Source organism: Thiomonas sp., from assembly GCF_034007205.1.
Classification (GTDB): Bacteria; Pseudomonadota; Gammaproteobacteria; order Burkholderiales; family Burkholderiaceae_C; genus Thiomonas.
This window is the reverse complement of sequence record NZ_JAVERI010000003.1, coordinates 15,433-31,184: the sequence shown is the minus strand read 5'-3', so window position 1 is coordinate 31,184 and position 15,752 is coordinate 15,433. Positions and strand designations below refer to the sequence as shown.

General features: G+C 68.5%; 18 protein-coding genes. 12 read left to right on the top strand and 6 right to left on the bottom strand.

Features of this window, described 5'->3' with window-relative positions:
• Window positions 1-7: 7 nt before the first annotated feature.
• The 10 genes from RBR52_RS03210 (at window position 8) to RBR52_RS03165 (ending at window position 7,493) form a co-directional block, all read left to right on the top strand.
• On the top strand, window positions 8-1,129 hold the full coding sequence (locus RBR52_RS03210; protein WP_320375744.1) for a hemin-degrading factor: 1,122 nt from the start codon (window positions 8-10) through the stop codon (window positions 1,127-1,129).
• Window positions 1,117-2,028 carry a heme/hemin ABC transporter substrate-binding protein gene (locus tag RBR52_RS03205; RefSeq protein WP_320375743.1) on the top strand — a complete coding sequence of 304 codons (912 nt, stop codon included), beginning with the start codon at window positions 1,117-1,119 and terminating at the stop codon, window positions 2,026-2,028. The genes RBR52_RS03210 and RBR52_RS03205 overlap by 13 nt, the downstream gene beginning before the upstream one ends.
• 19 nt (window positions 2,029-2,047) lie before the next feature.
• Window positions 2,048-3,115, top strand: a complete 1,068-nt coding sequence (locus tag RBR52_RS03200; RefSeq protein ID WP_320375742.1) for an iron ABC transporter permease — start codon at window positions 2,048-2,050, stop codon at window positions 3,113-3,115.
• Window positions 3,116-3,121: 6 nt separating this feature from the next.
• Window positions 3,122-3,937 (top strand): ABC transporter ATP-binding protein, encoded by an 816-nt coding sequence (locus RBR52_RS03195; RefSeq protein ID WP_320375741.1) that lies wholly within the window; start codon window positions 3,122-3,124, stop codon window positions 3,935-3,937.
• Complete coding sequence (locus RBR52_RS03190) at window positions 3,934-4,773, top strand: TonB family protein (protein WP_320375740.1); 840 nt, start codon at window positions 3,934-3,936, stop codon at window positions 4,771-4,773. The genes RBR52_RS03195 and RBR52_RS03190 overlap by 4 nt, the downstream gene beginning before the upstream one ends.
• A 13-nt stretch (window positions 4,774-4,786) precedes the next feature.
• Window positions 4,787-5,506: a MotA/TolQ/ExbB proton channel family protein gene (locus tag RBR52_RS03185; protein ID WP_320375739.1), complete on the top strand. Its 720-nt coding sequence runs from the start codon at window positions 4,787-4,789 to the stop codon at window positions 5,504-5,506.
• On the top strand, window positions 5,506-5,946 hold the full coding sequence (locus tag RBR52_RS03180) for a biopolymer transporter ExbD (protein ID WP_320375738.1): 441 nt from the start codon (window positions 5,506-5,508) through the stop codon (window positions 5,944-5,946). Before RBR52_RS03185 ends, RBR52_RS03180 begins: the two co-directional genes overlap by 1 nt.
• Before the next feature lie 37 nt (window positions 5,947-5,983).
• Window positions 5,984-6,625 (top strand): DUF2325 domain-containing protein, encoded by a 642-nt coding sequence (locus RBR52_RS03175; RefSeq protein ID WP_320375737.1) that lies wholly within the window; start codon window positions 5,984-5,986, stop codon window positions 6,623-6,625.
• Between the two features lie 284 nt (window positions 6,626-6,909).
• Window positions 6,910-7,182: a YlcI/YnfO family protein gene (locus RBR52_RS03170; RefSeq protein ID WP_320375736.1), complete on the top strand. Its 273-nt coding sequence runs from the start codon at window positions 6,910-6,912 to the stop codon at window positions 7,180-7,182.
• Window positions 7,179-7,493 (top strand): type II toxin-antitoxin system RelE/ParE family toxin, encoded by a 315-nt coding sequence (locus RBR52_RS03165; RefSeq protein WP_320375735.1) that lies wholly within the window; start codon window positions 7,179-7,181, stop codon window positions 7,491-7,493. The genes RBR52_RS03170 and RBR52_RS03165 overlap by 4 nt, the downstream gene beginning before the upstream one ends.
• A gap of 476 nt (window positions 7,494-7,969) precedes the next feature.
• Here RBR52_RS03165 and RBR52_RS03160 read toward each other — a convergent pair whose 3' ends face one another.
• The 6 genes from RBR52_RS03160 to RBR52_RS03135 all read right to left on the bottom strand — a co-directional run bounded on the left by RBR52_RS03160 (window position 7,970) and on the right by RBR52_RS03135 (window position 12,805).
• On the bottom strand, window positions 7,970-8,407 hold the full coding sequence (locus tag RBR52_RS03160) for a type II toxin-antitoxin system VapC family toxin (RefSeq protein ID WP_320375733.1): 438 nt from the start codon (window positions 8,405-8,407) through the stop codon (window positions 7,970-7,972).
• Window position 8,408: 1 nt separating this feature from the next.
• The gene (locus tag RBR52_RS03155; RefSeq protein WP_320375732.1) at window positions 8,409-8,654 is read right to left on the bottom strand and encodes an AbrB/MazE/SpoVT family DNA-binding domain-containing protein; all 246 of its coding nucleotides are present in this window, start codon (window positions 8,652-8,654) and stop codon (window positions 8,409-8,411) included.
• A 74-nt stretch (window positions 8,655-8,728) separates the two neighbouring features.
• Entirely contained in the window at window positions 8,729-9,976 is a 1,248-nt protein-coding gene (locus RBR52_RS03150; RefSeq protein ID WP_320375731.1) for a DNA-directed DNA polymerase, read from the bottom strand.
• Window positions 9,977-10,164: 188 nt separating this feature from the next.
• The gene (locus tag RBR52_RS03145; protein WP_320375730.1) at window positions 10,165-10,635 is read right to left on the bottom strand and encodes a methylated-DNA--[protein]-cysteine S-methyltransferase; all 471 of its coding nucleotides are present in this window, start codon (window positions 10,633-10,635) and stop codon (window positions 10,165-10,167) included.
• Window positions 10,632-12,089, bottom strand: a complete 1,458-nt coding sequence (locus RBR52_RS03140) for an AlkA N-terminal domain-containing protein (RefSeq protein WP_320375729.1) — start codon at window positions 12,087-12,089, stop codon at window positions 10,632-10,634. Before RBR52_RS03140 ends, RBR52_RS03145 begins: the two co-directional genes overlap by 4 nt.
• A gap of 218 nt (window positions 12,090-12,307) precedes the next feature.
• The gene (locus RBR52_RS03135; protein ID WP_320375728.1) at window positions 12,308-12,805 is read right to left on the bottom strand and encodes a hypothetical protein; all 498 of its coding nucleotides are present in this window, start codon (window positions 12,803-12,805) and stop codon (window positions 12,308-12,310) included.
• Window positions 12,806-13,082: 277 nt separating this feature from the next.
• On the opposite strand from RBR52_RS03135, the gene RBR52_RS03130 reads away from it, so the two are divergent.
• Window positions 13,083-14,576, top strand: a complete 1,494-nt coding sequence (locus RBR52_RS03130) for an FAD-linked oxidase C-terminal domain-containing protein (RefSeq protein ID WP_320375727.1) — start codon at window positions 13,083-13,085, stop codon at window positions 14,574-14,576.
• 51 nt (window positions 14,577-14,627) lie between these two features.
• Entirely contained in the window at window positions 14,628-15,752 is a 1,125-nt protein-coding gene (gene glcE / locus RBR52_RS03125; protein WP_320375726.1) for a glycolate oxidase subunit GlcE, read from the top strand.

Here is a 15,752-nt window from a genome sequence, read left to right as displayed (position 1 = left end):
GACTGCCATGTCCATTGAGATGACCACGCCCCCAACCGACCGTCCCGCCGACCCCGTCCACACCACCGAGGCCTTGCGCGACGCCTATGCCCAGGCGCGCAGCGGCACGCCAACGCTGCGCCAGCGCGACATCGCCGCGCAACTCGGCTGCTCCGAAGGCGAGATCGTCGCCGCGCACGTGGGCGAGCCCGAAGGCGGAGCGCTGTCGGCGTTGCGCCTGCAGCCGCGCTGGCGCGAGCTGTTCCACGCCTTCGAGTCGCTCGGCGACGTCATGGCGCTGACCCGCAACACCTCGTGCGTGCACGAAAAGACCGGCACCTACCGCAACGTCACGTGTACCGACCGCCGCGGGCTGGTGCTCGACCGGCAGATCGACCTGCGACTGTTCTTCAGCCGCTGGACGCATGGCTTCGCCGTGAACGAGAACGGCAGCGGCGGGCCGCGCCAGAGCCTGCAGTTCTACGACGCCCAGGGCCAGGCGCTGCACAAGATCCACGCCAGGCCCGCCACCGACCTGAAGGCCTGGCAGGGACTGATCGAGCAGTTCCGCGATCCGCAGCAGCAAGCGGGCATGCAGCCCGAGCCGGCGCCTCCCGCAGAAGTCGAACGCGATGACGGCGACATCGACGTCGCGCAACTGCGCGAGGAATGGGCCGGACTGCGTGACACCCACGAGTTCTTCGGTCTGCTCAAACGCCACGGCCTCACCCGCACTCAGGCGCTGCGGCTGGCCGATCCACGCTATGCCATCGAAGTCGAGCGCGACGTGTTGCCCCGCATGCTGCAGGATGCCGCGCGCGATGCCGTGCCCATCATGGTGTTCGTCGGCAATCCCGGCATCATCCAGATCCACTCGGGCGCGGTGCGGAAGATCGTGCCGATGGGGCCGTGGATCAATGTGCTCGATCCTGACTTCAACCTGCATCTGCGACAGGACCATGTGGCCCGCGCCTGGGTGGTGCGCAAGCCCACGAGAGATGGAATCGTCACCTCGCTGGAGCTGTTCGATGCCGCGGGGCAGACCATCGCCATGCTGTTCGGCGAACGCAGGCCCGGCATACCGGAAATAGAGCCCTGGAAGAACCTGATGGACCACGTCGCCAAGGAAAAAGCACTATGCGCCGCTTGATCACGCCCGCATCCAGACAGACCACGCGCCGCAGCAGCCATGCGCACTTGTCGCGCCGCCATGTGCTGCTGGGCGGCGCTGCGGCCCTGTTCGGCGGCTCGCTCGCGCAGGCCGACCCAGGCCTGCGGGTCGTCAGCATCGGAGGCGGCATCACCGAAATCGTTTACGCACTTGGCGCTCAGAACCTGCTCGTCGGCGTCGATACCACCTCCACCTTTCCCGCCGCCGTGTCCCGGCTGCCCAGCGTCGGCTACGCCCGGCTGTTATCCGCCGAGGGCATCCTCGCACTCACGCCCTCGCTGGTGCTGGCCACGGCAGAGGCCGGGCCGCCCGCCGTGCTGCAGCAGTTGCGCGGCAGCGGCATCGCCCTGCAGATCCTCAACGCCGATCACAATTTCGAAGGACTGATCACCAATATCCAGGCCGTCGGCAAAGCCATCGGCCACCTGGACGCCGCGCAGTCCCTTGCTGCGAAGACCACATGCGAATGGAACCAGGTGCAGCGCGAAGTCGCCGCTGCCGAGCAGCACCCGCGCGTGCTGTTTCTCATGGGCTTCGACACCGCCCGCATGATGGTGGCCGGACAGGGTACGGCGGCGCAGGCCATGCTCGACTATGCCGGTGCGCACAACGCCGTGCGGGGCTACAGCGGCTACAGGCCTCTCACACCCGAATCACTGATCGCCGCGCGCCCCGAGGTGCTGCTGACCACCCGTCAGGCGCTTGAGGCGGGCGGCGTCGCAGGTCTGCTGCGCCAGCCCGGCATGGCACAGACCCCCGCGGGCAAGGCGCAGCGCGTGGTCACGCTCGACACCATGTTCCTGCTCGGTTTCGGTCCGCGCCTGCCCCTGGCCGTGCAGACCCTGCACCGCGATCTCCTGGCCAGCCTGTCGTCCTGATCGTGCAAACCCAGTCCCCATGACCGACTACACCGAACCCATTCCACCCGCCGCTCCCTCCGGGCCGCTGCGTCTGGCGCAACGCCTGCTGCGCCGCCCGGCCCTCGCACTCAGCGTGGCGCTTGCCGCCTGTCTGTTGCTGGCGGTGCAGGTCGGCGCGGTGGAGGTGCGCTGGGCCGACTGGACGCATACCCACGCCGCCACCCCGGGCAGTTATGTGCTGTGGGAGATCCGCCTGCCGCGCGCCCTGTTCGCTGCGCTGGTGGGTGCGGCACTGGGGCTGTCGGGCGCGCTCACGCAGGGACTGTTCCGCAACCCGCTGGCCGACCCCGGGCTGCTGGGCGTGACCACCGGCGGAGCCATGTTCGCGGCACTGGCTATCGTGTTCTTCTCCGGAATCGGCCTCGCGCTGCCGCCGCACCTGCGGCTCTGGCTGCTGCCGACTGCGGCCTTCACCGGGGCCTTGCTCGTGGTCTTTGTGCTCGACCGCGCCGCGCGCTGGCTCACGCCGGGCTCCATCGCCGGGCTGTTGCTGACCGGCGTGGCGCTCAACGCCCTGGCCGGATCGGTCATCGGCCTGGCCACCTACGCGGCCAGTGACGAGCAGTTGCGCAGCCTCTCGTTCTGGACCCTGGGATCGCTGGCTGGCGCCAACTGGACGCTGGTACTCCTGCTCGCTGGTCTGCTGGTGCTCGGGCTGTGGTGGGTGCGCCGCCTGCTGCAGGCCATGAATGCCCTGGCGCTGGGCGAAGCGGTGGCGGCGCATCTGGGCATCGACGTCAACGCGCTGCGCGGCCGGGTGATCGTAGCGGTGGCGCTGCTGTCGGGTTTTGCCGTGGCGTGGACCGGAGTGATCGGCTTCATCGGCCTGATGGCGCCCAATCTGGTTCGGCTGCTCATCGGGCCGGACCAGCGCCAGGTCGCCCCACTCTCCGCGCTGACCGGCGCCATCGTGCTGCTTCTTTCCGACACCCTGGCCCGCACCGTGGCCATTCCCGCCGAGATTCCCGTGGGCATCTTCACCGCCCTGCTCGGAGGGCCGTTCTTCCTGCTGATGCTGCGGCCCGGCCTGGGCCGGGGAGCTTGACTTCCCATGGCCGCACTACCGCAAACCCCATCCGCCGACCTGCTGCATGTTGAGGGCGCGACGGCACGCCTCGGGCGCCATGTCGTCGGGCCATTCGATCTGCAGCTGCAAGCCGGACAGACCCTGGCCATCCTCGGCCCCAGCGGCGCGGGCAAATCCACCCTGTTGCGACTGCTCGCACGCGAGCTACCCCCCGCCGCGGGCACGGTGTACTTCGATGGCCAGCCGCTGCGACAGTGGAGCGCGCTCGACCTCAGCCACCGCCGCGCTGTGCTGCCGCAGGGCTTCGACGTGGCCTTCGGTCTCGCGGCAGATCTGGTGGTCGCGCTGGGCCGGGTCGGGCGCAGACACGATCCGCAGCGCGACGCCATCGTGCAGGCCGCGCTCGAACTCGCACGCGTGCCGCAGGTGCGCAACCGGCGCTTTCACACCTTGTCGGGCGGCGAGCAGGCACGGGTGCAACTGGCCCGCGTGTTCGCGCAACTGTGGGATGTGCAGGGCGGTCTGATGCTGGTGGACGAACCCATCGCCGCGCTCGATCCCGGCCTGCAGTTCGAGCTGATGCACGGTCTGATCGACTTCGCCCGAGCGCGCCGCCATGCGCTGGTCGCCGTGCTGCACGACATCAACCACGCGCTGACCGGCTTCGATCGTCTGTTGCTGGTTCGCGCCGCGCAGCAGATGGCCATCCTGCCCGCCGACCGCGCGGCCCTGCCCGAGCTGCAAGCGCTTTACGGCGTGCGGCTGCAGGCCGTGGAACTGGGTGAGGGCCAATGGGCCACGGTGGTGCGGCCCGAGGCGGACGCCGGGGCCGTTGCATGATGCGCAACGAATTCTGTCCGCACGCCATCGGATCGCATCTGTCGCGGCCGTCCTGGCCCGTGGTGCTGCTGGTCGTGGCCGGGCTGCATCTCTGGCTGCTGGTCTGGGCGCGGTCGCTCAACCCGCCGCCCGGCACCGCCGCCGCACCGTTGCAGAGCCCGCAGGTGCGCTGGCTGCAGGCCGCCGTGCTGCCCGCGCCCAAACTGCAGGCTGTGCCGCAGGTCGATGGCACGCGGACGTTGCAACCTCGGCTGCAGACCCCGCCACCGCGCCAATACCCTCCGCACCCCACGACCGCGCCACCCTCACGCGCGCCCCAACGCACTCCCGACCCGGCGCCTCTGCCCGCCCCCCTGCCGCGCAACGACACCCCCACCGCCGAGCCGCCAACCGCACCGACCTCGCCGCAGGCGACCGCGCCCACGACGGTCAAGGACAACCCGGCCACGCCCGCCACACCGCCTGCGGCACCAACGGCCCGCGCCACCGACGGCGCGCCCCCTGGCGACGCGCCGTCACCGGCCCACCTCACTGCGGCCTCAGACCTCGCGCCGCCCGCTGCATTCGTCCGACCTGTCGACGCCCGCCAATTCGGATGCGACTTCCCACGCCCGCCCTACCCGCGCCTGGCCCGGCTGAGAGGCGAGAGCGGAACCGCCGTGATTCACCTGACGCTGGCCGCCAGCGGCCAGATCGCCACCGCCGTGGTGAAACGCAGCAGCGGCTCTGCCGCACTCGACGCCGTCGCGCTGTCCTCGGCGCGTGCCGGACATTGCACCCCTGGCGCTGACGCGCGTCTGGCCACAGTGCCCTTCCACTTCCTGCTTGACCCTTGAAGGAGACTTCCCCATGCAGACATTCGGTCTTGGCGTTCTATGGCAGCAGGGCGATGCGGTGAGTCGCACCACGCTGCTGATTCTGTTGGGCATGTCCTGCCTGTCGTGGACGATCATCCTGATCAAGAGCCTCGACCTGCTGCGCTTCTCGCGCCAGGCCGCTCGGGTGGAAACCCATTTCTGGGAATCGCACGATCTCGAATCGGGCGCGCCCATTCTGGGCCAGCCGGGCAGTCCCTTCCACACCCTGTATCTGGCCGCAACCCAGGCCATGGCGCACCACACCGCCCATCCCCAGCATCTGCACACCCGCCTCGACCTGGGCGACTGGCTGGCGCGCGGCCTGAAGATGGCGCTGGAGGAGGCCGCCGCGAGGATGCAGGGCGGGCTGGCCGTGCTGGCCTCCATCGGCAGCACCGCCCCGTTCATCGGTCTGTTCGGCACGGTGTGGGGGATTTATCACGCCCTCATGGCCATCAGTGCCAGCGGCCAGGCCGGACTGAACCAGGTGGCCGGCCCCATCGGCGAAGCGCTGATGATGACGGCGCTGGGCCTGTTCGTCGCCATTCCCGCCGTGCTCGGCTACAACGCGCTCACTCGCGCCGCGCGCAGCCAGGTGGCCAAGCTCACCCGTTTTGCCAACGGTCTTCACGCCCTGCTGCTCACCGGGGCCAACCCCGCCGCGCTCAAGCCCGCGCCGCGCCTGCAGGCCGTCGCGCCCCGGAGCGCCTGATGAACGCGCTCGACGCTACCGCGCTCGACGCGCCCATCGACGCGCCATTGATGGGCGAGATCAACATGACGCCGCTGGTCGATGTCATGCTGGTGCTGCTCATCGTCTTCATGGTCACCCTGCCTGCGCTGTACGACGCCGCCCAGGTGCGCCTGCCGCATGCCCGCAGCACGCCATTGCCGCACACCCTGCCGCATGTCGACGTGCTGATCGCGGCCGACGGCACGACGCGCTGGAACGGCGCGGCCGTGAGCGCCGATGCGCTGCAGGCCCGGCTGCGGCAGGTCGCGCAGCAGAATCCGCCGCCGCAGATCCGGCTCTACGCCGACCGCACCACACCCTACGCCTTCGTGGCCGATCTGCTCGCCGCCGCACAGCGCGCAGGGGTGCCGGGTGTGGCCTTCGTCACTGCGGCCCCGCCGGGGGCCGCCAGCCATTGAACCACGATTGCCTTTCGCTTTCGGCAGGAGGCTCTGCATGAACGCCACGCACCATTCCTACCGCCAGTTGCTTCAGGAATACCACGCGCTCTGCAGGGCGCACGGCGCCGCCCAACGTCGCTGCAGCCTGCTGATCCGCGAGCAGCACCAGCGGATCGCTGCGCTGGAAAGCCGGTGCCTGCGGCTGCAGGCCGAGGTCGTGCTGCGCACCACCGCCCTGGCCTGGGCGCAGCAAGACATGGCCGAACTCAAGGCCTGCACGCCGGACCTGCCCAGGCGAATCAACCTTTCCCGCCTGGTCGAAACCCTGACCACGCGCGTGCAGGATCTGATGCGCGAACGGCTGCGCGAACAATGGCGCGCCGCCCCGCTGCCCAGGCACGCAGAGCCGCTCTTGCAACCCGCCGCGACGCCCATAGACTGCACGTTCGACGCCAGCCGGGACGATGCACCCGAACTCGAAGCCAGCCTGTCCGCCGCCGAACTGGTAATCTGCCAGACCGGCTGCATCAGCCACGGCGCGTACTGGCGGGTGCAAGACCACTGCAAGCGCACCGGCAAGACCTGCGTATTGGTCGATCAGCCCGAGGCGCTGCGCATCGTGCGGCTGCACCGACCACCGCGCGCCGAATCCATGGCCGCGAGCGTGACGCCCGACCGCGACGACGCCTCGGTCTGACTACCTGGGCGCCCCTGCTCGTGCAGGCCGGGCCCCGCCCGCCCTACCCTCGCGTCATGTCCGCCACCGCCCTGCTCACCCTGCTGGCCGCCAGCGTCGGCTTGATCCAGGCCCTGGGCGGCGGCTGGGGTACCGCCGACATCCCCGCCATCGGGCCTTTGCCAGCGGCGCGGTAATGCTACGAAGCTAGACCTGACCCCAGATGGACCCCCAAGTTCAGACTCATACCATGTTGGAAAAGACTCAGTCTTGCACTCGCAACGCAAACGCAATACATTGCGAATATGAAGTCCGCCGTTATCCCCCAGATCCGTGTTGAGCCCGAGCTCCGGGCCGAACTCGAGTCCGTGCTCAAACAAGGCGAGACGCTGACCGACTTCGTTGAAGCGACAGTGCGAAGTGCAATCGCGTTCAGGCGCGTTCAAAACGCCTTCCATGAGCGAGCTCAGGCTGCTTCGGAGGAATACCACCGCTCTGGCGCCGCGGCGCCGGTCGAGGCAGTCCTCGAGCGGCTGCAAGGCAAGCTCGATGCGAAGCGGACGAAGCTCGGTCGATGAACTTTGATGTTCGGTTGACGCCGACAGCCGAAACGGACCTGGAACGTCTCTTCGATTACCTGCTCGAGCGGGCGCAGACCCCCGAAGATCTCGACCGCGCACAAGCGGCGATCGATGCGATCAGGGCAGTGATGCAGCGGCAACTTGCACTCACCCCCTACAGCTTTCGCAAGGCAGCCCAGAGTCCCGCCCAGCGCGAGCTGATCATCCCGTTTGGAGGCACCGGGTACGTCGCGCTGTACGAGATCGTCAGTCCTTCGACAGTCGCGGTACTGGCGGTGCGTCATCAGCGCGAAGAGGACTACCACTGAATCGTCAGTGGCCAGCCCCTCCGGGGCCCTCGACGCTCGGAAGCAGCCAAGCGCTACCGTCAACATCGCTCTGACATCCGACGCTGGCCATGACCAACCAAGACAACAGCAGCAAGCAGCGCCAGAGGCGTCAGCGAGAACGCCGGGTCAAGAATCGCCCGAGGCCAGCCGCTTTGTGCATGGATGGCGGGCGCAATGGCGCTCCGGGAATAGATGCTGTGGCTAAAAGGTAAAAGGGAGCGCCAAGTCGCTCCAATAAGAAGAAGCTTTAATCTGGGCGAGGAATCGGGGCTGCAGCCGGAGCGGGCGTGGGCTGCGAAAGCACCAGCCAGAGCGCGACCGCGATCAGTCCCCCGCCCAAGAACTGAACCGGGCCAGGTAGATGGGCGCTGGCTCCGCCCGGCGCTTGGTGGTGTGCTCAGCGTGGCGTGCTCAAGGTCAGGTCTAGCATGGATGCGGAAGCCTATCGGTTTATTTCATTCAGGGCGGCTTGGCAGCATGATCGGTTTGATCTTCATGCGCTGCGCATTGCGGGCCAAGATCTCGTCCAGGACGGCCATGTGCTTGGCGCCTGCTGCTTCGGCACAGGCCAGATGCAGCGCATCACCGGTGCGCAGCGCACTTGCGGCATCGAGCATCAGCTCGGCCGCGCGGTGGAAATGGGCGGGTTCGACGGGAAGCAATCGAAGGTCGGCGGCCGTCATGCGCTCGAAGCGCATCCAGGCGTTCTGCGCCTGCTGCGCATCGATGGCGCCGGTTCGCAGCTTGATGACAACTACGCTGGCGAATTCGGTCACGCACCAGGCCGCTGCGACGAGTTCGCCTTTCTCGCGTGCGTACCAGGCGATGGCCGCTGCGCTGTGCGCCTCGTGGAGAAACAAGGGCACGAGCACACTGGTATCGACATACACCATGTCAATACCGCGCCTGGCTGCGGGCTTGTTCCATGACCGATTCGCTCATGGGCATCGCGTCGGCGGCCTCGGCAAGTTCGTGCGCGAAGGCTTTGCGATTCCACGCCGACGGACGAATGGAAAGGCCACCGTCAACGGTGAGCTGGGCCTGCACGGTCGCCCCCTCGCGCAAACCAAGCCGACGCACGATTTCGCAAGGGATGCGCAGCGCAAGACTGTTGCCCCATTTCGCAACTTGCAGATCCATGATGGATATCCTTTCATGTTTCTACATCGTACAAACGGCCGAATGCTTGTCAAGCTACAGCCAGGTGGCGGCGCTCACCCTTCCGTTTCCAGATCGGGGATGTGGTTGAACGCGATGCGCATGGGGGCTTCCTCCCGTCCCTGGTGGCCGCTGCCGCAATAGATGGTGTGGCGGCCGTAGCGCACGTTGAGGGCATCGACCGTGCTCCACAGCGCGGCCTGCTCGGCCTCGGTGCCGGGGGCGTCGTCGGCAAACAGGCTGGCGCTGGTCTGCCCGGGCTGGCGCAGGTCATGCAGCAGCATGGCGACTTTCATGGGTGCCCAGCCCGCAGGCACCATGTCGGGCCACAGCCCGCGCAGGGTATGCAGCAGCACGCGGGTGTCGGCAGTCGGCGCGAAGCGGGCGCCGCGCTCGGGGCGCAGGCGCTCGCCGTGCCGGCGGGTGAGCTTGAGCATCACGGTCATGGCACCCGCCAGCAGGTGTTCGCGGCGCAGGCGCATCGCGGCCTTTTGCGTGAGGCGGTCGAGCACGGACAGCGCGCCCTCGGCGCTGCGCATCTCGGGCGGCAGCACATGCGAATGGCCGAGCGAGCGCCGCGGATTCGCAGCTTGCACGCCCGTTGCCAGCCCGTGCAGCCGGTCGTAAAACGCCTCGCCCGCGATGCCGCCCCACACCACGCGCAATTGCTCGCGCCGCGCCCGCCAGAGCTGCTCCACGCTGTCGATGCCCTGCGCCTGCAGCCGCGCGAGCATGCGCACGTTGATGCCGGTGAGATCGGTGAGCTGCATGCGCAGCAGCGGGCCGGGCAGATCGCCCGCATCGATCACCACCAGGCCGTCGGGCTTTTGCAGATTGGACGCCTGCTTGGCGAGAAACACATTGGGCGCGATGCCCACCGACACCCGCAGAAAATCGCCCAGCGCCTCGCGCAGCGCCGCCTTGATGCGCAGCGCCAGTTGCGTGGCGCGCTCGCGGCTGGTCCAGCCCATGGGCAGGCTGCAGGCCATTTCGTCGATGGACAGCACCTGCTCCACCGGCGCGATGGTGTCCACCACCGCCACGGCGCGATGATGGATCTGCACATACTCGGCATGCCGCGCCACCACGAACACGATGCCCGGGCAGAGCCTGCGCGCCTGCGCTACCTGCGTGCCGGTTTTCACGCCGAAGGCCTTGGCCTCGTAGCTGGCAGCGATGCAGCAGGTGGTGTCGGCCATCATCGGCACCACGCCGACGGGCCGCCCGCGCAGCTCGGGGCGGAGCTGCTGCTCCACCGAGGCGAAGTAGGAGTTGAAATCGACCAGCAGGCAACGCAGCGTCATGGCACGTCGTGCCGATGGGGGCACGCTCGAATACTGTTTTTATGTTCAGTATTTCACAGCGACGGCCACAACGCAATGTCGGCCAAGCTGCGGACTCGTTCTACGCCCACAACCCCGCCAGTCGCTTCCACTGTCCGCTCGCCAGCGCGAGACTGCCAGGCTCAGTCTGTGATGGAGAGCCGTGTCAGTCAGCGGCGGACGCGTTCGAGGTCGAGCAGCGCCTTCTTGCGCGGCAGGCCGGCGGCGTAGCCGGTCAGCGCGCCGTCATGCCCGACGATGCGGTGACAGGGCACGACGATGAGCAGCGGATTGCGCCCCACTGCCGCCCCCACGGCGCGCGCATGGCCGGCGGGCAGTCCCAGGCGTTGCGCCAGCATCAAATAGCTGAGGGTCTGTCCATAAGGCACGCTCTGCAGCGCCCGCCAGACCGCCTGCTGGAACGGCGTGCCCTGGGGCCGCAAGGGCAGGTTGAAGGCGATTTGTTCGCCGCGGAAATAGGCCTGCAGTTGCGCGCGGGCGCGCTGCAGCGCAGGCGTGGCGGTGTCGGTCACCGCTGGAGGCGATGCCGCGTCGAGGAAGCGCAGCGCGACCAGCGCATCGTCTTCTGCGGTGAGCTGCAGCGCCCCCAGCGGGCTGTCCATGACCAGGACGGCTTTCACAGTTCATCTCCTTTTTCAATGGCGCGACGCCACAGATGCACCGCGGCATAGCCCCGCCACGGTGCCCAGCGCTCGGCATGCGCCAGCACATCGGCCGGTCGGGCCAGGCCGAGTTGTTTGCACAACACCCGGTCGCCGGCGGGAAAGGCATTCGGCCAGCCCAGACCGCGCAGCGCAATGACCTGCGCCGTCCAGTCGCCGATGCCGGGCAGGGCCTGCAGCGCCGCCAGCGTGGACTCGACCGGAGCGAGCGGCTGCAGCGCCACGCGCCCGCTGGCCACGGCGTCGGCCAGCGCGCGCAGGCCGAGGGCGCGCGCACCGGTCAGTCCGCAGGCGCGCAACGCCTCGGGCGTGCTGGCGGCGAGCGTGGGCGCGTCGGGCAAGGTGCGGCACAGACCCTCGGGCGCATCGGGCACGGAGGCGCCGTGGCGCTGCGCCAGGCGTGCCAGAATGCTGCGCGCCTGCGTCAGCCCGATCTGCTGGCCGACCACGGCGCGCAAGGCGATCTCGAAGCCATCGAGTGCGCCGGGCACGCGCAGGCCGGGCACTTCGGCGGCAAATTCGGGCAGATGGGCATCGATCAGATCGGGACGCGCACCGAGATCGAACAGCCGCCTCACGCCCGCCAGAATGCGGCCGATGTGCGGCGACAGCCGCGGCGGCAGGGTCAGGCGCAGGCTGTGGCGCTCAGGCTCGTGGGTCACCGTGATCCAGCCCGTGACCGGCGTCGCGCCCGGCTCGCTGGTGAACGCGACGGCGCGGCTGTAGCGGTCGGCGGTGACGCGCTCCACACCGTCCACCGCGCGACGCGCCAGAAAGTCGATGATCTGGCTCCAGGCATAGGGCGGCCGGTAGGCGAGCGACACGGAGATCAGATCGTCCCGTCCGCCGCCACCGCCCGTCCGCCGCAATTGCTGGGGCGTCAGGCCATAGCGGGTGCGAAACAGATGGTTGAATCGCCGCACGCTGCCAAAGCCCGCCGCGCCAGCCACCGCGGTCATGGGCAGCGCTGTGTCGGTCAGCAGGCCCTTGGCCAGCAACAGCCGCTGCGTCTGCGCATACGCCACGGGCGAGACGCCGAATTCCGCCTCGAAGATGCGTCGCAGGTGCCGTGGCGTGACACCCACGCGCCGAGCCACGGCGCTCAATCCGGCGGGATCGGTCAACCCCTGATCGATCAGCTCGGCCGCGGCGCGGGCGAGCTGGCCGGAGAGATCGAGCACGCCGTGACCCGGCGCCAACTCGGGGCGGCAGCGCAGGCAGGGCCGATAACCCGCCTGCTCCGCCGCCGCCGCGCTGGGATAGAAGCTGCAGTTGCGTTTGAGCGGCGTGCGCACGGCGCACACCGGACGGCAATAGATTCCAGTGGACGACACGCCGACGTAAAACCAGCCATCGAAGCGGCGGTCGCGGGTGAGCAGCGCGCGGTAACAGTTGTCGGCATCGAGAAACATGCGCCCACTTTAATCTCCCGGCGCACTGCCGTCTGGCCGAAAACGGACATCAGATTGCGCGTCGAAAATAGCGCGAACAGGCCATGATCAGGCCCTACCCCGCCTCGTGGCACACGGGCTCAACAGGATGCCCTCTGTGTCGAGAACGATGGGAGCGGGGTCAGATCGCCCAATGGCGCTCCCATCCAGGCTTCACAGCCAGACCCCGCTTTGCTCGCTCACACCTGCAGTCGCGGCGCGGGGGGAATGGCAGGCGTCGAAGGCCGAGGGGTTTGCTGGTGCGCCTCGATGGTCCGCGCCGGCGCGACCCTCACCCGCACAGGCGTGACTTGCTGCACGATGCAGGGCGCCTGCGGCAGCAGCACCGGCACGGTGTACAGCGGCCCGAACGCCGACTGCATCTGCGCGTTCATCCGCGCCATGATTTGCTGTGCCTGCGCGAACTGCGCCTGCAGGGCCTGCATCTGCTGCACGGCCCAGGCCGGCATCGCGCCGCCCTGGCTTTGCTGGATCACCACGCTGGCATGACCTTGCGGGCTCTGCCAGGTCCAGGTTTTGACCTGCATCGGGCCTGCTGCGGTATGAACGACCTCGACGGTTTCGTGCATGGGCATGTCGCGCCCGTCGAAGCGCACGGCCAGCGGCTGCGCGGCAAACGCTGCGGCGGGAAGCGCCAGCGCCAATGCCGCAATCAGGGTTTTGGGTTGCATACGCATCGTTGAACTCCTTGATTGAAACAACTACACCGCGCCGCACGACTTTTCGCCGTCGGGCAGCGCGCTTGCTTCGTTCTTTCCTGACGCTCCGAGTTCCTGAAGCGAGGCTGAAGCCCGCCCTTCGCCCTGACTTTTGCGCAACACAGCTTTGCCTTCGACAAAACGCAAAAAGTCGGGTTACTCCTGCCCCGCTGCAGCGCAGCAAACGGGATAATTTGCCACCCAAGAACAGGGTTTGAAAGCCCTGCGCACCATTCTTTATTCCAGACGACTCGCGATGAACGCCCCCCTCCAACCCGACCTGGCCGCGCGCGCGGCACGGCAGGCCGAAGTCGTTGCCGCGCTCGGCGCGGTGGCGCCGCCGCACATCCTGCTGTGGCAGCCCGAAGAGGTCACGCCCTACGAGTGCGACGGCCTTTCGGCCTATCGGCGCAAGCCGCTGGTCGTGGTGCTGCCGGAAACCGAGGCGCAGGTCGCGGCGGTGCTCAAGGCGTGTCACAGGCTGAACGTGCCGGTGGTGGCGCGGGGCGCGGGCACCGGCCTGTCGGGGGGCGCGCTGCCCAACGAAGACGGGGTGCTGCTGGCGCTGGCGCGGTTCAACCGCATCAAGCGCATCGACCCCATCGCCCGCACCGCCACGGTGGAATGCGGGGTGCGCAATCTGGCGATTTCGGAGGCCGCGGCGCCGCACGGCCTGTTCTACGCGCCCGATCCGAGCAGCCAGATCGCCTGCACCATCGGCGGCAACATCGCCGAAAACTCAGGCGGCGTGCATTGCCTCAAATACGGCCTCACCGTGCACAACGTGCTGCAGGTGCGCGGCTACACGGTGGAGGGCCAGCCGCTGACCCTCGGCGGGCTGGCCTGCGACTGTCCCGGCCCCGATCTGCTGGCCGCGGTGATCGGCAGCGAAGGCATGCTCATGGTCGTCACCGAAGTGACGGTCAAGCTGCTGCCCAAGCCGGTGCTGGCGCGCTGCATCATGGCCAGCTTCGACGATCTGCGCAAGGCGGGCGACGCGGTGGCGGCCATCATCGCAGCGGGCATCATTCCGGCCGGGCTGGAAATGATGGATCAGCCCATGACCGTGGCGGCCGAATCGTTCGTGCACGCGGGCTACGACCTCGATGCCCGCGCCATTCTGCTGTGCGAGAGCGACGGCACGCCCGAAGAGGTGGAAGAAGAGATCGGCCGCATGACCGAGGTACTGTCGCGCTGCGGCGCAACCGCGCTGAAGTGCAGCGACAGCGAGGCCGAGCGCCTGCGCTTCTGGAGCGGACGCAAGAACGCCTTTCCCGCCACCGGCCGCATTTCGCCCGACTATTACTGCATGGACGGCACCATTCCGCGCAGGCGCGTAGCCGACATGCTCGAAGCCATTCAGGGCATGGAGGCCAAGTACGGGCTGCGCTGCGTCAACGTGTTCCATGCGGGCGATGGCAATCTGCACCCGCTCATCCTGTTCGACGCCAACCAGCCGGGCGAGCTGCACCGCGCCGAAGCGTTTGGCGCCGAGATTCTGGAAACCAGCGTGGCCATGGGCGGCACCATCACCGGCGAGCACGGCGTGGGCTTCGAGAAAATCAACGCCATGTGCGTGCAGTTCAGCCCCGAGGAGCGCGAGCAGTTCTTCGCCTTGCGCCGTGCCTTCGATCCGGGCGAGACGCTCAACCCCGGCAAGCAGATTCCCACCCACGCCCGCTGCGCCGAGTACGGCAAGATGCATGTGCGCGGCGGGCTGCTGCCCTTTCCCAACCTGCCGCGGTTTTGACCGAGTGTCATTCCGATCTTGGCTGTGGCGTTGCGCCGCAGCGTCCCGTACATGCAAGCAGACGAACTGATCCCCCTCTGGCAAGACCTGGTGCGCGAAGCCGCCTCGCGCGGCGAGCGCATTCGCATTCACGGCGGCGGCAGCAAGGCGCCGTGGTGGGCCGCCGCGCAGCACAGCGGGGTGGACGCCGCCGAGCACACCCTCGACACCACGCTGCTGGCCGGCATCACCCACTTCGAGCCGACCGAGCTGGTCATCACCGCACGCGCGGGCACGCCGCTGACAGACATCGAAGCGGCGCTGGCCGAGCATCGTCAATACCTGCCCTTCGAGCCGCCGCATTTCGCCCGCAGCGGCCGGGCCACGCTGGGCGGCATGGTCGCCAGCGCGATGAGCGGCCCGGCGCGCATCAGCGCAGGCGGGGTGCGCGACTATGTGCTGGGCGCGAGTCTGCTCAATGGCAAGGGCGAGTCGCTGCACTTCGGCGGCGAGGTGATGAAAAACGTCGCCGGGTTCGATGTGTCGCGGCTGCTGTGCGGTTCGCTCGGCTCGCTCGGGGTCATTCTCGATGTGTCGCTCAAAATCATGCCCCTGCCCCCGGCGGAGGCCACCCTGCGTTTTTCCATGACGCAGGACCAAGCCATCACCCGCTGCAACACCTGGGCCGCGCAACCCCTGCCGCTCAACGCCAGCGCCTGGCTGCCCGATCGCAGCGGCGGCGCGGGCAAGGGCATGCTGACGGTGCGGCTGCGCGGCGCACAGGCGGCGGTGCAGGCCGCGCAGGCCCGGCTGGGCGGCGAACGCCTGGCCGAGATCGAAGCCAGCGCGTTCTGGACGGGTCTGCGCGAGCAGACCCTGCCCTGGTTCGCCCCCACCTGGCCGGGCGATTCGCAGGCCGCGCTGTGGCGGCTGTCGCTGCCCTCCACCGCGCCCGCGCTCGATCTTTCCGGCACGCAGTTGGTCGAATGGTTCGGCGGCCTGCGCTGGCTCATCAGCGCCGCGCCCGCGCCCATCATTCTCGAGGCCGCGCGGCAGGCTGGCGGCCATGCCACGCGCTTTCGCGGCGGCGATGCCGGCGCGCCGGTGTTGGCCGCGGCGCAGGCCACGCTGCTGCGCATCCAGCGCAACATCAAGGCCGCCTTCGATCCGCACGGCGTGTTCCCCACTCTTTTCTGA